Raw genomic sequence first — 18,366 nt, 5'->3', positions numbered from 1 at the left:
GTTAGCCGCCTATCTTCTCAAATTGCAAGCGCTTGACCTCAACAATGCCAGGCTTATCCGTCTCATTGATATCTAAAAACGCAACGTCTACACCCTGTTGCTGACGCAAATAAATAAGCCAGCTCATCAATGACTTAAATGCTACTGGCTGAACCCATACCTGAACCATATCTTCTCGAGGTTGCAGGCGTACCAGCTCTACTTTATAGCGGCTACTTGATGCAGAAAGCAGTTGGTTTAAAGGTAATGAAGAGATACTTGGAGCAGTACTGGTTCGGCGTAAAGCTGTAATTTTATCGGCCTCATCTTTCACCCAATAGTTCAACTGCTTCTCTGAGGTTAATCGAGTTTGAGCTAGTTCTGTTTTTTGTTGTAAAGGTTGTAATCCCCCCCAATAAAAAACAGCAATCAACGCAACCCCCAATGTTATCAATAGCATACGCTGTTCTCTAAGGCTGATACCTGCCCAGTAACCCAAAACAGCTTGTTTTAATCCACGCATCATTTCACCTTAAGCACATAACTGCTGCTAACAAGATCACCATTGCGATTGATCTGCCCCTGCTCTACTGCAAATTTTTCAGACAATGCAACACGTATTTTTTCAAAGGTCTGGAAATCATTGGCTTGCGCCTGAATGCGTAATTCATCCCGATTTCCATCATACTTAAGGTTTTGAATCTTAACGTTCTTATTATCTTTTAATGCAGCTTGCACCTCGATAAGCCAAGTCAACATCGGAGCCTCAACAGTACCACCACTCAAGCGGGTGGTTTCATCTGTCATTTGGCGCTTAAGATAACTCACTGTTGGAATGCGTCTTTTATCAGGAAATACCGAACGGAAAATACGTTCACTCTCAGTGCGGTAAGCTGCTGCCTGTGACTCTATCTGATTCACATGCACAAAGGTTTTTACCGAAAACAGTGCCAATAAAATCCCTGCAGCAATAGCTGGAGTTCGCCACACTCGAACATTTTTAAGCCACGATGACTGCCGCTTAAATTCACCACTTAATAGGGTTAGTGATGATAGCTGGGCATTCTTGGCTAATACCTGCATCGGCAGTTCACTATTTACTATTCGACACTCTAGATCAGATCGGCCTTGTAAAGGCTCTGGTATTGATTCAAAACAATCAACCTTCAACGGATCAGCTGCTGGCGAAGTGTCATCATCTTGGTCTTGAGCTGAGGTTACAAATGGTAGCTGCTCATTAATGACAGGTAGCAAAAGTTGCTCAATACTAAAACCTGAAAACTCATCGTGACGAATCAAGTAGTGATTAGCAAAAGGCATTACGGTGATATCAGATTCAAGATTAGGTAATACCAATACATCAGGTATCACTCTACTTAACTCAATGCCGGCCTGTTTAAAGTGCTCAACACATTGAGATAAATAATCTCTTTCTATAGCCGCGGTCCAAGCTCGTGTTCCGGTCTGCTTCAGTATAGTAAAGTGCAGCTCATCAACATCTTGAGCTACATCGTCTTCAAGTAAGAAGGGTAACATGGTCGCGAGTTGACGCGTAGCACCCGCAGGCACCTCTACTTCGTGTAATATCACATCACAGCTATCTAATAACAGCAGAGTTCGACGTTCCTGCGCATAATGCGCCAGTGACGAAAGCTCTTCTATGCTAGAGAGTTCACCGCTTGCAATGATCTCTTGTTGGGTAGCAGACCACACTAACCATGGGATTTCTTCTGAATTTTGTCTACTCAGCCGAACTGTCAGGACTTCGCTCACTTATTCCTCCAAATCGTCGGCGTACCACCCGAGCTTCATCGTCATTTTCACTATGTAAAAGACTGCGCAATCGTACGCGAGAATCTTGTACTAAAATTTCAGCATCCAACTCAAAGTATCGGCTATCTACCGATAAATAGGGTTTGGCTTTGTCTGTTATTGCACTATCGATACCACTAATAATAGGTTCAGCAAGAAAATCTTCGGTACTGCTCCACCCATCATAGGGTCTATCTTCAAGTAATTTTTTGGCATCATCATCACTGATGGCCGATTCAAATAAGGCAACTAAAATCTGGCTTTGCCACGGACGAATCGTATTCACATTGATACGTAAATCGTCGGTTGGTATGGCGCAAGCAACATGAGATAGCCCTCGCATTGCCTTCGCATTCATCTGATATATGCTTCGTATCTCGCTAATATCGGCAATCAGACCATTGGCTGCCATATAGGCAGGCGATAAACCTTCATAGGTCGCATCTTCAACACCAGTCTGAGTTTCTACACTATCGTCAGAATCTAGATATTCCCATGTCGAATCAGCAATAATCTCAGCTTGGTAGCTTTCAACTCCAGTCTCTTCTAGCAAGGTTCGCCATACCTCTAATAAATACGGACGAGAGCCAGATGTCGGATCTATTTCAACTCCTGCTAATGCGTTCACATTGAAGCACGCCTGCATATCTCGAATCGCACCACGAGCCTCACCATTATCTAAAGGGTAGACCTGCTCATCTAGCGCCCAGGCTTGACTTAGGTTTACTGTATCATCGTCTTTAAGGCTTTCATTAATGCCGTATTTAGCTAAGCCTTCAACGCCAATAGCATACCAATACGCTTGCTGGTTATTAACCTGACTAGATGCTCTATCAATCCCTAATACCAAGCGCTCTGACATGGTTGCTGCAATCGCAGTCATCACCGCTAGCAGTAATAGTACTACCAACAGTGCAACACCTTGTTGCTGACTACGCATACTATTGCTGCTGTTCATCATCAGTTGCCACTCTCTCTAACTCACCTTGAGAAGTGAGATAGATACGCTCAATTTTGCCATAGTCTTTAAGCTCTAAGTACACTGCAATTGCACTAGGTAGCTTATCTTTTTCACCCCACTCTTTGAGCCAACTCTCGCCATCAAAAAAGCGCAGATCAAAGGATTCAACATCGTCCAATATCGGTGTCACAACCCCTTGCTGTCCCGTAGGAGTGTCAGGGTATCGCCACCATACACGTTCCAAGCGATGGTCTCGGATTCGGTAGCCCACCTTAGTTATCTCACCACGAGGAAACTGCTGCTGCGGATTTATCCACCCTAAACGAGTAAACAGCACCCCTTTGTCATCAGAATCAATAAGGTTGTTTTTCCAGTACAGCAGATACTCCCCGGCCTGCTCCCCGTCATTTCGAAAGCGGCGAATAGCAATCTGCCTAAAGTCACTATCAAGGTAAACCAATGATGACTGCAGCTGTTGCAGTCTTGCCAGTTTCTGCTGGGACTGTTGATTACTAAGCTGGATCTGGAACACAACTTGATAGGCGGCAATGCTCAATCCGGCGAAGACTGCTATAGCAACCAATACTTCAATTAGCGTAAAGCCCTTGTTATTGCGGTACATAACTTCTCACCGTCACCAAAGGGCTTTTCATTTGTTCGTTATCAGCCACACTCACATCGATAGCTTTTAAATAGGAGGTCGTGGTTGCCACTGGCATTGCTTGCCAATACCAAGTGCGCCCACCAAGCTCACTGCTACCATTTTTTAGCGTAGTCAGCTTTCCAGTAAGCATCACAGTAGCCATCTGATTGTCTGCTACCATACCCGCCAGTGTTTTCTGCTCGAGGTAGCCAATGCTATTGATGTGCTGAGTAACTGCTCTTACGACACTCAATGAAGCCGTTGCAAAGATGGCTAAAGCCACCAATACCTCAAGCAAGGTCATACCTCTATTGTTTTTTATCATCGGCAACCTCCCCTGGGGCAAGTATCCTAAAGGTGCCGTTTTCTAATGCCTGAACACGCCAATTCGTCTCACCCATTGCGGTTGATTTAGGGTGAATAAAGGCTTCAAATGGGGTTAGTTCACCACTAGAAAGAATAAATACCTGAGGCGGTTTTTCTTGCTTAGGCTTATCTTTTTTCTCAACGTCTGCAAACATATCCTCATCAAATAGAGGGCCTTTATCAAACAAGGTATCGGTCTTACCCCACACTCCACCGCCTAACTCAAAGTTTAAAGCAACGCCGTCTTCGAACTTAGTTTCAGCTGGCATGCGTCGGTGTTCCAACAGCTGCCAACCATCCTGAGTTAGGTGCAGTAGCGTATAGCTATTACTTGGTTCGTCAAAACGAACTCCAAGATCCCAACCGTTTAGAATGGCATCTTGATGCAGTAGATTCAGCCTTTGATAAAGCTGCTGCGCTCGAGTATGCGCAGCATCATCTGTATTGCTCGGTAAACTCATAACAACGGCCACTGCGCTCACCCCGATTAAGACGATGATCAACATCACCTCAAGCAGGGTAAACCCGCGCTGGGCCTTGCGTTGCAAAGAGCTTGTTCTGTTCATAAAACAGGGATTACTGGAAATCTTGTAGGTTCCAGTTGCCAATGTCAGATGCTGAACCATCACCACCTTCTTGACCATCTGAACCTAAGGTAAATATGTCGATATTGCCGTGATCGCCAGGGCTAAGATATTGATAATCATTACCCCAAGGATCACTTGGTAGACGACGAATATAGCCATCACTACGGTAATTACGTGGTTCTGGAGAACCTGCCGGCTTAGTTACCAGCGCATCGAGTCCTTGGTCTGTACTTGGGTATACACCAGTATCAAGCTTGTACATATCTAGTGCATTTTCAAGTGCAACTACATCTGTAATCGCCTTCTGTTGATCCGCTTTCTCTTTGTTACCTAAAAGGTTAGGAACAACAAAGCTCGCTAGAATACCCAAGATAACAATAACTACCATCACCTCAAGTAAGGTAAAACCACTCTGTTTTTGTTTGTACTTCATATTTACTCCACTCACTGGTTTAGGCACCAGAAACTAAATTATTCAACGCTAGCAGCGGCATCATGATAGCCACTACAATAAATAACACTACCCCAGCCATAAACACAATCAGCAGCGGTTCAAATATCCCTAACGCCAAGTTCACCTGACTTTCAAAATCTCGGTCTTGGTTGTCGGCGGCGCGGGTTAACATCTGCTCAAGTTCGCCAGACTGCTCACCACTGGCAATCATATGCAGCATCATAGGAGGGAATAGCTTACTCTCTTGCAAAGAGTGTCTCAGGCTTGCCCCTTCACGAACATGATCAGAGGCTTCAAGCACCTTCTTTTTAAAATATTGATTGCTCATTACATCTGCGGCCACTCGCATACCATCTAATAATGGAATTGCACTCGATGAGCAAATCGCGAGAGTTCGAGAAAAGCGAGAGGTATTCAGCCCTCGAGCAACCTTACCTAGCACTGGGATCGTTAACATTTTACGATCCCATTTCAGTCGATATTTAGGATTTCTCAGCATCAGTTTGATGCCTATAATCATCAGTATAAAACCAACAACTAACAGCACCCCATAATGTTGAACAAAATCACTAGCATTTAACAAAAACTGAGTCGATGCGGGTAAGCCTTGCCCCATCTGTACAAATTGGTCGACAATCTTTGGCACCACAGTGGCCAATAGAAAACCAACTACACAAACCGCAATCAAGGTCAGCATAATCGGGTAAATCATTGCTTGTTGAAGCTTAGAGCGTAATTGCTGGCGCTTCTCTGCATAATCTGCGAGTCGATTTAATACCGCATCCAAATGCCCCGATTTTTCGCCAGCCGCTACCATCGAACAAAACAGGTCATCAAACACCGCTGGGTATTCACGCATACTGTCAGCAAGGGTATACCCCTCAACAACTTTCGAGCGAACACTGACCATCATTGAGCGAATGCGCGCTTTTTCAGACTGATCAGCCACCGCACGTAAGCACTCTTCTAATGGCATTCCCGCTTGAACCAGGGTTGATAACTGACGAGTAAGTAACGCCAAGTCAGGGGTGCTGATCCCACGTTGGAAGCCTTTGGATTGAGTTTTTTGTTGTTTAGATTTGGTCTCAATAACCTCAATTGGCATCAAGCCTTGTTCTTTAAGGCGTTGGCGTACTTGACGGGCATTATCCCCCTCAATGGCGCCTTTTTTCTGTTTTCCTTTCGCATCCAGCGCTTTATATTCAAATGCAGCCATTACTCTTCCCTCGTGACTCGCATAACCTCTTCAAGGGTAGTCTTACCTTGAGCTACCTTCTCTAGGCCATCTTGACGAATACTTGGCGTTGATTTTCGAACATGCAATTCAATATCTTGCTCACTGTGCTCACCATGGACAAGCTCTTGAACCTTCTCATCTACAACGAGTAACTCGTGAATACCAGTTCGACCACGGTAGCCTTTATTGCCACACTTCTCACAACCATTAGGCTTATAAAGCGTTAGTTCATCGTCTGGGCCAAGATTAAATAGCTTCTTCTGTTCATTATCAGCGGCATACGGGGTTTTACACTCATGGCACAGCGTTCTAACCAAGCGTTGCGCTAAGATCCCAAGCAACGATGAAGAAATTAAGAAAGGCTCAATCCCCATATCACGTAAGCGGGTGATCGTACCTACTGCGGTATTGGTGTGCAGCGTTGACATAACTAAGTGACCAGTCAACGAGGCTTGTACCGCAATCTGTGCCGTCTCAATATCACGGATCTCACCGACCATTACGACATCAGGATCTTGACGAAGAATAGCCCGTAAACCTCGAGCAAAGGTCATATCGACTTTAGGGTTTACTTGTGTTTGACCGATACCATCGATATCAAATTCAATCGGGTCTTCTACGGTTAAGATATTACGCTCAGCACTATTTAGCTCTTGTAAGCCGGCATATAAAGTCGTGGATTTACCTGAACCGGTTGGACCGGTAACCAAGATAATACCGTGTGGTTTAGCGATAAGGGATCGGAAATTTTGATGGTTAAGAGCTGACATCCCTAAACTGTGCAGATCAAGACGAGTGGCATTTTTGTCTAAAAGACGCATTACCACACGCTCACCATGTGAAGATGGCATAGTCGATACACGCACATCGACGGCACGTCCACCAATCAGCAATGAGATACGGCCATCTTGAGGGACACGCTTCTCAGCAATATCCAGCTTAGCCATTACCTTAACGCGTGATACTAACAAGGGTGCCAGCTTGCGACTTGGTGCTAACACATCTCGCAATATACCATCGACACGGAAACGAATTGAAAGGTTCTTTTCAAAGGTCTCAATGTGAATATCAGAAGCACCTTCTTTGATCGCCTCACCAAGCATGGCATTGATAAGCTTGATAATAGGTGCGTCATCTTCTGCTTCAAGCAGGTCTTCATTTTGAGGTAACTCTTCTGCCAACGAAAAGAAATCATCGTTATCAGCACCAATATCTTCCATCAATTGGCGAGCCTCAGAGGAGTCACGCTGATAAGCATCTGACAGCTTGTTATCAAAACTGGCCTTATCAAGCTCGATCAACTCTAAAGCATGGGTCGCAACCCGTGATACCTCGATTAGAGTATGGGTATTAAGTGGCGCAATATAATAAAGCAAGCTTTTCTGTTGCTCATTGTCTATATCTAAAACCACATTAAAGCGTTTCGCAAAGCCAAATGGTAGACGGGTTGCACCCGTCCACGCCGAGACTGCCGATGTGTCTTGCATTACTCTTTTTCCACCTGCTCAATGAAGGCCTTAAACTCAGGTGGTCTACCAGAGTCATCGCCATATTTAGGCATAATAGGGATCAGGTCATCGCTCATTAGCTTAAGTCCCTCTTCTGCTTTGTATAGCTGCTCTGCGCGCATGTAGTTGTACTTGCGTTGAGTAATACCATCAGCGGTGAGACCATCACGAATAATCGTCGGTTTAATAAACACCATCAGGTTGCGTTTCTCTACCGAGGTAGAGGTAGACTTAAATAGTTGCCCAAGCCATGGGATATCACCCAGTAGCGGCACCTTAGATTCACTCTCCTGTGCACGCTCATCAACTAAGCCACCAAGCACTAGCATTTGACCATCTTTGACCATCACTGAGGTATTTAGCTGACGCTTAGCAAAACGCACATCAACAGCGCCATTCGCACCTAAAACGTTGGAAACCTCTTGCTCAATCTTGAGTTGGACTGAATCACCTTCGTTAATCTGAGGAACAACCTTAAGCTTAATCCCCACTTCTTTACGATCAACGGTTTGGAATGGGTTTTCATTGTTTGAACCTGAGGTTGAGCCCGTAATAACCGGAACCTCTTCACCAACAATAAATGAAGCCTCACCATTATCCATGACGGTGATACTTGGAGAAGATAGAATATTAGAGCTCGTATCTGACGCTACAGCACTGATCAAGGCTGTCCAGTCCCCCATCGCAAGACTAACGGCCGCACCATTCACACCACTTAGAGCACTAGCAAGGGTAGAGTAATCACCTGACTCGGTTACATCATAAGGTCTGCGGTTACCGTTATTATCGGTATAGTATTCGGTTCGAGTCTGGTCTTTGGCTTCTTCCAAGCCAACCATCACATTACCGATCTTGGCTCCACTGTTACCGTATTGAACTACCGCTCCGGATTCTAGATTACCCCATTGAACACCTAAGTTGATGCCGTCACCCTCAGACATCTCAACGATCAACGCTTCAATCAATACCTGCGCACGACGAATATCTAGCTGCTCAATAACCTGTTTTAATGCCTTCATGATATCTGGCGGAGCAGTAACCACTAGAGCATTGGTATCTTTATGAGCTGAAATCACAACATCAGTATTGCTATTCGCCGAGCCCTGTCCTTTTTTCTTGGCATTTTGCAGATTGTCAGAGACGCCTTTAAGTACATCGACTAAATCTTCTGCATTGGCATTTTTAAGGTAAATAACCTGGCTATTGCCCGTAGATACCATCTCTTTATCAAGCTGAGCGATCACTTTACGCAAACGTGCTCGAACCTGCGGTTCGCCAGAGATCAACACTGAGTTGGTACGTTCATCAGCTACCAGCTTTGGCTGCAAGAAGGCTGGTGTATTCTTCGCATCCGACGTTTTATTTAGTGCCTCAACAATTCGCACCATCTCTGCGGCAGAAGCGCTCTTAAGTGGCACAACCTCTACACTTTTATCACCTGCTTTATCCACGCGCTCAATGATTTCAGCTAAGCGGTTAACCACCGCAGCACGACCCGTGATAAGGATGATATTAGCTGGGTCATAGTGAACAACGTTACCAGCACCAGCGTTATCATTTAACTGACGCAATAAGGGAGAAAGTTCACGTACCGAAACGTTGCGCACTGCAACCACCCGCGTGATAACCGAATCCCCTTTGATGCTAGCATCACCCACCACAGGCACCGCTGAGGTTTTGGCATCTTTAGCTTTAATAACCTTAAGTACACCGTTCTCCATCTCTACGACAGCAAAACCATAAACTTCTAGGACATTTAAGAAAAACTGATAGTACTGCTTTTCACTAAGGACATCATAACTGCGTACATCAATCTTACCGCGCACAGAAGGGTCGACTATAATAGTCTTCTCTAAGTTTCGGCCTACAATATTGATGAACTCACCGATATCTGTGCCCTTAAAACTAGCACTAAATTCGTTTTTCGTTGCTGGAGTATCTGCACTCCATGCAGGCGCGCACAGCATGCTTCCCACCAATAACCATGCACTTTTACTAAACCATTTCACTGAAATAACTCTCCAAAAAACACGACTGCAAGCAAACTAGCTATTAGCGATCGGTTCTATCTTCTCACTACAAAGTCTAATGCTTTAAAACTGTAAATAAATATCATAACGCTGACCGTCTCGTTCAACTGTCAGGTTTAATTCTGTTAATTGATTCAAGGATTTCCAGATCTCTCCCATCGATTTTGGATCGGTTAGATCGGCACCGTTTAGCTCCACGGCGATATCTCCATCTTTCAAACCCACTGAGTCGAATAATGCCCTATCACGCCCAGGGCGAACACGGTAGCCAACCAACTTGCCGTCACGATTAACCTGAGAAAGGCGGATATATTTCAAAAACTGTTGCGGATTTTCTGAGATGGCTTCCTTAATAGATTCCAAATTAGATACATCAAGTTTAGGATTATTTCCTTGAACATTCGACTGGGATTGAGAACGCGCGATTTGCTGTTGAGCAGCATCCACTTTCTTATATTCTAAACCTTCCAGCATTAAGGTTTCATTGCGCCCCTGATTATCAATGATCACTCGATCACCGAGAACATTACTTAGGGTTACGCGAGTACCTTCAATTTTTTCACCAATACCATAGGTACCTTGAGAGCCACGGTTAGCAATGACGGCTAAACTGTTCTTTGTATTGCTGCTCGCAACCACACCAACTAATACTAGATTTAAGCGAGTCTTAGGTGCATCAACTACTTGCTTCACTGCGACAACTGGTTTCTGCTCTTCTTTACCAAACAGATCTGCATCTAACAACTGATCCATATTGAGCTGTTTTGTATTGCTCTTTTGCGCAGTGACGGTTTGAGACGAAGGTCTCCACCGCTCCACTCCAGAGTCTATATTCATGAATTGCCAAAATAAGAAACCTGCAATCCATGCTGACAACACCATAAAGATAAGGGTCATCGAACCAGCAATCTGTGCTTGACGATTAATCAAGGCCGTTAATATTTGATTTAATCTTTGTGAATATGACAAAACCGCATCTCTTGAATACAAATAAAGCTGAATAATAATCGAACAAAAAATCAATTAGATTACAGTACAATTAAGAAACTACATGCTTAACAACTATCAGCATACCTTTGTAACACTAGGTAAGTATTGGTAAAAATAGCAAGTAAGAGTACCACATCCAGCGGGGTTTCTGTGTACTTGTGTGATGAATAGAAATGTATTAAATCCTTTTACTTGAAAAATGATATGTTCGTCACCATAACGCTTCTGTACTTTTATATAGAGAGCATAAATAGATATGAGTTCCGATCCTAAATCCGTAAGACTGGATAAGTGGTTATGGGCTGCTCGCTTTTATAAAACGCGTTCCATTGCTCGCAACATGATCGATGGCGGTAAGGTCCACTATGAGGACCAGCGTTCCAAACCAAGTAAAATAGTAGAGCTTGGTGCTAAGGTTACGCTAAGACAGGGACAGGTCGAGAAAACTGTGGTCATTGAAAAGGTTTCAGACCAGAGACGCGGAGCACCTGAAGCTCAGTTATTGTATAGCGAGACAGAGCAGAGTGTTGAAAAACGTGAGCGCCAAGCGCTAGAGCGCAAACTGCATGCGCACAACCCAAGTCCAGAGCGTCGCCCTGATAAAAAACAGCGTCGCGATCTGATTAAGTTTAAAAACCAATAAGCCGGAGTTTCCTCATGGAAAACAACGTTTTAAACCGCTACCTGTTTCAAGATTTATCTGTTCGAGGTGAACTCGTTCAACTGGACAGTGCGTACCAAAGTATTATTTCTAGCAAACAATACCCACAACCGGTTCAAAACCTATTAGGTGAACTGCTAGTTGCAACGACACTACTAACTGCAACCCTAAAATTCGAAGGCTCCATCACCCTTCAACTACAAGGTGACGGCCCAGTTTCACTTGCAGTGATCAATGGTGATAACCAGCAGAAAGTCCGTGGCGTCGCTCGCTTTGACGGTGAGATTGAAAATGATGCAACCCTACATCAAATGTTGGGTAAAGGGCATCTAGTCATTACTATCACGCCAAGTAAAGGCGAACGCTACCAAGGCGTTGTGGGATTAGAGGGCGAGACCCTTAGCCAAGTAATTGAGAGCTATTTTGAACGCTCCGAGCAACTAAAGACTCGTCTATGGTTCCGAGTAGGTGAACACGAAGGTAAAGCACATGCCGCGGGTATGCTGTTACAAGTCGTACCCGATGGAACTGGTAAACCGGAAGACTTTGACCACCTTGAGCAACTCACCGATACGGTGAAAAACGAAGAGCTCTTTTCTCTGGATGCAAATGATTTATTGTACCGCCTTTACAACCAAGAAACGGTTCAACTGTTTGACCCTCAACCCGTAGAATTCTTTTGTGGTTGCTCACGCGAGCGCACTGGTTCAGCAATTCTCACCATAGATCGCGCTGAAGTAAATGATATTTTGGCCACCGAAGGAACAGTCGCTCTGCACTGTGACTACTGCGGAACGAGCTATGAGTTTAATGCTGCACAGGTTGAAGAATTATTTGCAGGCTCAAGCAAACCGACTATGCACTAAGTCACATAATTAATCTAAATTATAGACCGCCTCTTGAGGCGGTTTTTTACTCGCATCACTATTCATATCCAATTCCCGTATTCAATCCGCACCAAGTTCACGTATTTTCATCCAGTCCCTTAACTCTACGTGATTTACATCACAGTAAATTTGAATTTTATTCACACTATGTTTGAATTACAAAATGTGAAGTCTGTAGAAATATTAATCAAGAAAGGCAGATATAGTCAGTATTAGACTAAGTGCGCTGACCAGACAATAATAATATAAGGCAGTGAACTCAGAACAATTCTTACTTCGTACCCTACCAAGGAGAACCTATGACTGTTATGGAACATGCAAAGGCTTCCGCTATCGATTTATCCCAATATGGCATCACTGATTCTATTGAAATAGTTCGCAATCCCAGCTACGAGATCCTCTTTGCTGAAGAAACTAGCGAATCGCTTCAAGGTTACGAAAAAGGCGTTGTCACAGAACTTGGAGCTGTCGCAGTAGATACAGGCATCTTTACTGGTCGCTCACCAAAAGACAAATTCATTGTTGATGATGAAACGACCCACAGCAATATGTGGTGGAACTCTGATTCTGTAAAAAATGATAACAAACCCATCAATCAAGCCATATGGAACGACCTAAAGCAATTAGTCACCAGCCAACTATCAAACAAGCGTCTATTTGTGATTGATGGATACTGTGGTGCCAACCCTGACACTCGCTTAGCCGTTCGTATCATTACTGAGGTAGCGTGGCAGGCTCACTTTGTTAAGAACATGTTCATTCGTCCAACAGATGAAGAACTACAAACCTTTACCCCAGATTTTGTGGTTATGAATGCAGCCAAATGCACCAATAGCAAATGGCAAGAGCACGGCTTAAACTCCGAAAATTTCACCGTCTTTAACCTAACGGAAAAAGTACAGCTAATCGGTGGCACTTGGTACGGTGGAGAGATGAAGAAGGGTATGTTCGCAATGATGAACTACTTCCTTCCTTTACAAGGTATCGCCTCAATGCACTGCTCAGCTAATATGGGAGAGCAAGATGACGTAGCAGTCTTCTTTGGTCTTTCTGGTACGGGCAAAACCACCCTTTCTACTGACCCTAAACGGGCACTAATTGGTGATGATGAGCACGGTTGGGATGACGAAGGTATCTTCAACTTTGAGGGCGGTTGTTACGCTAAGACAATCAAGCTTTCTAAAGAAGCCGAGCCTGATATTTTCAATGCTATTCGTCGCGACGCACTTTTAGAAAACGTGACCGTTCGTGGTGATGGTTCAATTGATTTTGATGATGGCTCAAAAACAGAAAACACCCGTGTTTCTTACCCACTACATCACATCGAAAATATAGTGAAACCAATCTCTAAAGGTGGGCACGCAAACAAGGTTATTTTCCTTTCTGCCGATGCCTTTGGGGTATTGCCTCCGGTTTCCAAATTGACACCAGAGCAAACCAAGTACCACTTCCTTTCTGGATTCACGGCTAAATTAGCTGGTACTGAGCGTGGAATTACTGAACCTACGCCAACTTTCTCTGCATGTTTTGGGGCAGCTTTCTTAACCTTGCATCCAACCAAGTACGCTGAAGTATTGGTAAAACGTATGGAAGCTGCAGGAGCTCAAGCCTATCTTGTCAATACAGGCTGGAATGGCTCAGGTAAGCGAATCTCAATCCAAGATACTCGCGCCATTATTGATGCCATCTTAGATGGTTCAATTGAGCAAGCTAAAACAACCTCTATTCCTGTGTTTAATCTCGAGGTCCCTACAGCGTTACCAAATGTAAATCCAGAGATCTTAGACCCTAGAGACACCTATGTTGATCCCCTACAGTGGGATAGTAAGGCTCAAGACCTTGCTGAACGCTTTATCAATAACTTTGAAAAGTATACCGACAATGACGAAGGCAAAGCACTAGTGGCAGCTGGACCTCAACTAGGATAAACAAAACATAAAATATGAGTTAGCCCCTGAATATCAGGGGCTTTTTTATTGATAAACAACAAGATATGAGTCATCTTTAACCTTCAGTCTAATACAGTGGAGCCTGCTAGATATGAAGGCAGTATTAAAAATCAGTCTTGGAATAATACTGCTTGTTACCTTATGTATATCAGCATTGCTTAGCGCGCTTACTACTCAATACTCTAGTTGGGTTACTCAAAATCTCATCTCTCGCTTCGCACCGACAAATCTGTTTATCCAAGATGTTAAATTCACCTTTCCCAACCAATTTGAGCTTAAACAGATCGTCATCAATCAACAGTCGAACCCTGCAATCACATTCGACACAACCACCTTAGTCCTCGAATTAGACTGGAACAAAATACCAAACCCGATAACAATCAAGCAGCTATATTTAAGTGGTGCCAATATACCCTCTGGATTTAATAACCGTACATCCATCAAGCACTGGTTTGAACAATGGACACCACAGCATATTCGTATTGAACACCTTAATTTTGCCAATACCGATTTCGTCATCAGAGATTTCGACCTTACATACTCACCTAAATTAGAGACCAAGTCAGGATATTTTGAGCACGGCAATTGGTCTATCAGTGGTGAGCAATTATATTGGCAAGGGGAGGCATTAAATCAGTTAAAGTCTCGAATCCAAGTATCTCCTCAGTCCATCTTAGTAAACCAGTTAGATTTTCAGTGGCGAGAAGGAAAAGTCCAGCTTATTGCTGAAAACACCCCTCAAGGCTGGATCATCAATGATGCCTTAGTCAGCCAATTACGCATTTCATCTACACAACTGCCTGATCATGTTCATCAGTGGCTCCACACATGGGGGAATAAGATACAAGCTATCGAGCACCTCAAGGTATATCAATCAAGCTGGACCCAACCAGATTGGCAGTTCAATAACACAAATATTGAACTCTCAAACTGGCATCCACAACAAAACCTATGGGCGCAGCACGCACAATTATCATTGGTGGCAGACAGTATTACGACACAACAGTCTCAAGCCCTAGAGCCACAACTAAAGCTTACATTCAATCCACAACATATCGCCATCAATCAGCTTGATTTCCTTTTTGAGCAAGGGAATTTCGAGCTTAGTGGCGACCTATACCCTGACCAGTTACACCTTAATGACCTAACGATATCAAACCTCAAGTGGGTACAAGATGGAAACCAGTTACGCTCTCAGTTAATGCAGCTAATGCAAGGCTTTAAAGACATATCAATCGCACAATTTAAGGTCAGCCACTCTCAGGTAATATCCCTTGAAAATAATCCATGGCAAGTCTCTGGACTCAACGCCCAAGGTTCAAACTTATCCATTCGTGATTCTGGCGAGTGGGCTTTATGGCAAGGTGATTTATCCGCCAGTGCTAGCAGTCTAACCGTACTAGGCAAGACCTCTTTAAAACCCTATATCAATACTGAAAGCGATCATGGGAACTGGAAGATAAAAGAACTATTTATCCCCATCAAAGAGGGACTGTTTGAAGCTACTGGCAGTATCGACCTAACCCGAATTAGCAAACCATGGTCACTAAACATAAAAGCCTATGCTATGCCTATTGATTCGCTAGCTCCAGCATTACACTTGGCCATTGGCTGGTACGGTGTGGCTGATTTTAATATCGCTTTAAGCGGCTTGGCCGGAGATGAGCTAATGCTAAGACGCACGCTAGATGGCAAAGCCCAAATATCCGTGCATGATGTTCGTATTCAGCTTCCCTTTGATACAACAAAATTACACCCACTTCTTATTCCTGAAATAGACCTCGATATCCGACGTGGATATCTGCAAATCCCACAGATTGAATTTATCAGCCAAGAGCTGCAGGGAACATTTGGGGGAAGCATTGATATGGCCAATTCAGCATCGAGTCAAATTGAGCTATCGCTATCTAATGAGTGTATGAAGCTAAATAAACTCCTCCCTCAAGGAAGGAGTCAATTAACCTATAGTTGTAAAGCCAGCACCAACAAATAAGCATTAAACACTTAGGGTTTTATTGGCCTTAGTATTAGGTAAAAGCACATAGGTACCCGTAAACTCAACGGCTTCCAAATTACCGCTATAGATGTGGACCTTTATGATTATGCGCGCTCGCCGCCCTCCTTCGAGTCGGTCTAAGTCTCCGCTAATCCCATCTAGTGAGGTGGTAGCAATCGGGCTTTCTTTTACTGGATGTCGATAGCGAATATTACTATCGGCTAACACGATATCTGCATGCAGATTTCGCTCTCTCATAAGTAGCCATGCCATCCCCCAACCAGTCAACGTTGCCAAGGTAAAAGCTGACCCCGCAAACATAGTATTATGTGGATTTAAATTAGGATTAAGCTGCGCTATACATTCAAATTTATAACCTGTGTATTGATTGATTTTAATCCCCATTTTATCGCTGATAGGGATCTGCTCCTCCCAGCGCTGCTGTAACTCGTTACACCAATCAGGGCGACGTAATACATCCGCCATAGGGTCAACCGTTTTTATCATCTGTTGATGACGTACTGGGCCACGTTCGTCACTAACCTCACCTTGACTCTCAAAGCCATTATTACGGTAAAAATCAATCGCATCTTCACGAGCACTGCACACCAATCGCTTCACCCCTTCTTGCCGAGCTAAAGACTCCAGTGCAACTAATATTAAAGAACCAACGCCCTTTCCTCGACGGTTCTTTTTCACTGCCATAAAACGAATCTGCCCATCGTCATCAGCTGTAATATAAAGTCGTCCAACCGCTACCGGTCGCCCTCGACTATCTACTATCATGCGATGGTGACTCATCTCATCATATTCATCCCGCTCTGAACCACGTGGTCTCTGCCACGGTTCACGCAGCATCTGCCAGCGAAAATGAAAATATTTTTCTAATTGATTGTCTGTTCTAGGGGTAATGAGCTTAAACATAAAATTTTGAATTCCCTTTCAATTCTTTGTTGCTAAGCCTGCAACCAGAAAGTCACTGGCCCATCATTAATGAGAGATACCTTCATATCCGCAGCAAATTGACCTTGCTCGGTAGGCACCACACCAGCACATTGCTGTGAAAAATACTCATATAAGCGTTCAGCATCAGCAGGAAGCGCTCCCTTGGAGAATCCAGCACGAGTCCCTTTTTTGGTATCAGCGGGCAAGGTAAATTGCGAGACAACTAAAACACTCCCCCCGACCTGTTTGACGTTGAGGTTCATCTTGTCGTCGTCATCAGAGAATACTCGATAAGTAGTGACCCTTTCGACTAAACGCTTCGCTTTTGCTTCATCGTCTCCCTTTTCGACCCCAAGCAGAACCAAAAGTCCCTTATTTATTTCACCTACTATTTGACCTTCCACCTTAACGCTGGCTTCACTCACTCTCTGGATCAGTGCAATCACTTCGACTTAACCTTTTTCTCATTAACAACGTTTGGTAATACAAAAACCATTTTTTACTAAAAGGATGCTCAACTCGCCACACCTCTTCTTCACCAAGACTTGCGGTAATTTCAGCGCCAATCAACACTATCATCCAGCACAAATAAATCCAGATAAACAGCAATGGGATCGCTGCCAAAGCGCCGTAAATTAACTGGTAGGATGGAAACTGGGTGACATAAAACGCAAAAACTTTCTTACTTATCTCAAATAGCACGCCAGATACAAAGGCCCCAGCGAGCGCATGCCTCATTCTCACTTTAAGGTTAGGTACTAACAGGTAAAGCCCAAAAAAAGCCAACAGAGAGAAGCTAATAGGGAGCAGACCATAAACGAGGTGCACCGTATCTTCACTCCATACTCGCATTGATGCAATACGGGATGAAAATACCAGACTCAACCCAACTAATACCGGCCCTAACGTCAATACCATCCAGTACAGTGAAAATGAATATACCAACTGCCGTTTTTTACGCACCCGCCAGATATAGTTAAGGTTGGTATCTATCGCCGATATCAGCAGTATTGCCGCTACAAATAAAAATAAAAGGCCAATGGTTGTCATTTTCCCAGTATTAGTAATGAATTCATTCAGGGTTAGCTTAATCGCCTCTCCAGCAGTCGGAACGAAATTAGAAAAGATAAACGCCTGAACTGTATCGCCAACCCCATCAAACGCAGGGAACTTAGAAAGCGCAGCCAAAGAAACTGTGGTCAAAGGAACTAGCGAAATCAAAGTAATATAGGCCATATAGCCTGCATTAACCGGCAACCTATCGTGCTTTGCTCTCTGATATAAATAGCTCACATAGTGTAAACACACATGCACCTTTTGCGGTAACTTAAGCCTAATTCGCATCCTGCTACGTGCTCCTT

At 44.0% G+C, this 18,366-nt stretch carries 17 protein-coding genes and 1 pseudogene; 4 read left to right on the top strand and 14 right to left on the bottom strand.

Annotation, left to right across the window (positions count from 1 at the left end; all coding sequences use genetic code 11):
• Position 1: 1 nt before the first annotated feature.
• The 11 genes from OCU28_RS00535 to gspC form a co-directional block, all read right to left on the bottom strand.
• A complete protein-coding gene (locus OCU28_RS00535) occupies positions 2 to 502 on the bottom strand; it encodes a type II secretion system protein M (RefSeq protein WP_261816445.1) in 501 nt (166 codons plus the stop codon).
• Complete coding sequence (gspL, locus tag OCU28_RS00530; RefSeq protein ID WP_261816444.1) at positions 502 to 1,752, bottom strand: type II secretion system protein GspL; 1,251 nt, start codon at positions 1,750 to 1,752, stop codon at positions 502 to 504. Before gspL ends, OCU28_RS00535 begins: the two co-directional genes overlap by 1 nt.
• Positions 1,721 to 2,731 (bottom strand): type II secretion system minor pseudopilin GspK, encoded by a 1,011-nt coding sequence (gene gspK / locus OCU28_RS00525; RefSeq protein ID WP_261817397.1) that lies wholly within the window; start codon positions 2,729 to 2,731, stop codon positions 1,721 to 1,723. Before gspK ends, gspL begins: the two co-directional genes overlap by 32 nt.
• A 1-nt stretch (position 2,732) precedes the next feature.
• Entirely contained in the window at positions 2,733 to 3,374 is a 642-nt protein-coding gene (gene gspJ, locus OCU28_RS00520) for a type II secretion system minor pseudopilin GspJ (RefSeq protein WP_261816443.1), read from the bottom strand.
• On the bottom strand, positions 3,361 to 3,720 hold the full coding sequence (gene gspI / locus OCU28_RS00515) for a type II secretion system minor pseudopilin GspI (RefSeq protein WP_261816442.1): 360 nt from the start codon (positions 3,718 to 3,720) through the stop codon (positions 3,361 to 3,363). Before gspI ends, gspJ begins: the two co-directional genes overlap by 14 nt.
• The gene (gspH, locus tag OCU28_RS00510) at positions 3,704 to 4,327 is read right to left on the bottom strand and encodes a type II secretion system minor pseudopilin GspH (protein WP_261816441.1); all 624 of its coding nucleotides are present in this window, start codon (positions 4,325 to 4,327) and stop codon (positions 3,704 to 3,706) included. The genes gspI and gspH overlap by 17 nt, the downstream gene beginning before the upstream one ends.
• Positions 4,328 to 4,337: 10 nt before the next feature.
• Positions 4,338 to 4,781, bottom strand: coding sequence for a type II secretion system major pseudopilin GspG (gene gspG / locus OCU28_RS00505; RefSeq protein ID WP_261816440.1), 444 nt, complete (start codon positions 4,779 to 4,781; stop codon positions 4,338 to 4,340).
• Between the two features lie 19 nt (positions 4,782 to 4,800).
• Complete coding sequence (gene gspF, locus OCU28_RS00500; RefSeq protein ID WP_261816439.1) at positions 4,801 to 6,018, bottom strand: type II secretion system inner membrane protein GspF; 1,218 nt, start codon at positions 6,016 to 6,018, stop codon at positions 4,801 to 4,803.
• Positions 6,018 to 7,526 carry a type II secretion system ATPase GspE gene (gspE, locus tag OCU28_RS00495; RefSeq protein ID WP_261816438.1) on the bottom strand — a complete coding sequence of 503 codons (1,509 nt, stop codon included), beginning with the start codon at positions 7,524 to 7,526 and terminating at the stop codon, positions 6,018 to 6,020. Before gspE ends, gspF begins: the two co-directional genes overlap by 1 nt.
• Positions 7,526 to 9,514, bottom strand: a complete 1,989-nt coding sequence (gene gspD, locus OCU28_RS00490) for a type II secretion system secretin GspD (protein WP_261817396.1) — start codon at positions 9,512 to 9,514, stop codon at positions 7,526 to 7,528. Before gspD ends, gspE begins: the two co-directional genes overlap by 1 nt.
• A 126-nt stretch (positions 9,515 to 9,640) precedes the next feature.
• Positions 9,641 to 10,546, bottom strand: a complete 906-nt coding sequence (gspC, locus tag OCU28_RS00485; protein ID WP_261816437.1) for a type II secretion system protein GspC — start codon at positions 10,544 to 10,546, stop codon at positions 9,641 to 9,643.
• A gap of 277 nt (positions 10,547 to 10,823) precedes the next feature.
• Here gspC and hslR point away from each other — a divergent pair, with 277 nt between their 5' ends.
• The 4 genes from hslR (at position 10,824) to OCU28_RS00465 (ending at position 16,057) form a co-directional block, all read left to right on the top strand.
• The gene (hslR, locus tag OCU28_RS00480; RefSeq protein ID WP_261816436.1) at positions 10,824 to 11,210 is read left to right on the top strand and encodes a ribosome-associated heat shock protein Hsp15; all 387 of its coding nucleotides are present in this window, start codon (positions 10,824 to 10,826) and stop codon (positions 11,208 to 11,210) included.
• Positions 11,211 to 11,224: 14 nt separating this feature from the next.
• Positions 11,225 to 12,094, top strand: a complete 870-nt coding sequence (gene hslO / locus OCU28_RS00475; RefSeq protein WP_261816435.1) for an Hsp33 family molecular chaperone HslO — start codon at positions 11,225 to 11,227, stop codon at positions 12,092 to 12,094.
• Positions 12,095 to 12,414: 320 nt separating this feature from the next.
• The gene (gene pckA / locus OCU28_RS00470; protein ID WP_261816434.1) at positions 12,415 to 14,043 is read left to right on the top strand and encodes a phosphoenolpyruvate carboxykinase (ATP); all 1,629 of its coding nucleotides are present in this window, start codon (positions 12,415 to 12,417) and stop codon (positions 14,041 to 14,043) included.
• Between the two features lie 112 nt (positions 14,044 to 14,155).
• Positions 14,156 to 16,057, top strand: coding sequence for an AsmA family protein (locus tag OCU28_RS00465; protein ID WP_261816433.1), 1,902 nt, complete (start codon positions 14,156 to 14,158; stop codon positions 16,055 to 16,057).
• Positions 16,058 to 16,060: 3 nt separating this feature from the next.
• On the opposite strand, the gene OCU28_RS00460 is transcribed toward OCU28_RS00465, so the two are convergent.
• The 3 genes and pseudogenes from OCU28_RS00460 to OCU28_RS00450 all read right to left on the bottom strand — a co-directional run.
• The gene (locus OCU28_RS00460) at positions 16,061 to 16,984 is read right to left on the bottom strand and encodes a bifunctional GNAT family N-acetyltransferase/hotdog fold thioesterase (RefSeq protein WP_261816432.1); all 924 of its coding nucleotides are present in this window, start codon (positions 16,982 to 16,984) and stop codon (positions 16,061 to 16,063) included.
• Positions 16,985 to 17,016: 32 nt separating this feature from the next.
• Entirely contained in the window at positions 17,017 to 17,451 is a 435-nt protein-coding gene (gene dtd, locus OCU28_RS00455; RefSeq protein WP_261816431.1) for a D-aminoacyl-tRNA deacylase, read from the bottom strand.
• A 75-nt stretch (positions 17,452 to 17,526) separates the two neighbouring features.
• Positions 17,527 to 18,349 (bottom strand): annotated as a pseudogene (locus OCU28_RS00450) (virulence factor BrkB family protein); the annotation flags it as partial.
• Between the last annotated feature and the right edge of the window lie 17 nt (positions 18,350 to 18,366).

The organism is Vibrio gallicus, assembly GCF_024346875.1.
GTDB lineage: Bacteria > Pseudomonadota > Gammaproteobacteria > Enterobacterales > Vibrionaceae > Vibrio > Vibrio gallicus.
Note: the sequence above shows the minus strand (reverse complement) of the source record. Positions and strands in the feature narration are given on the sequence as shown.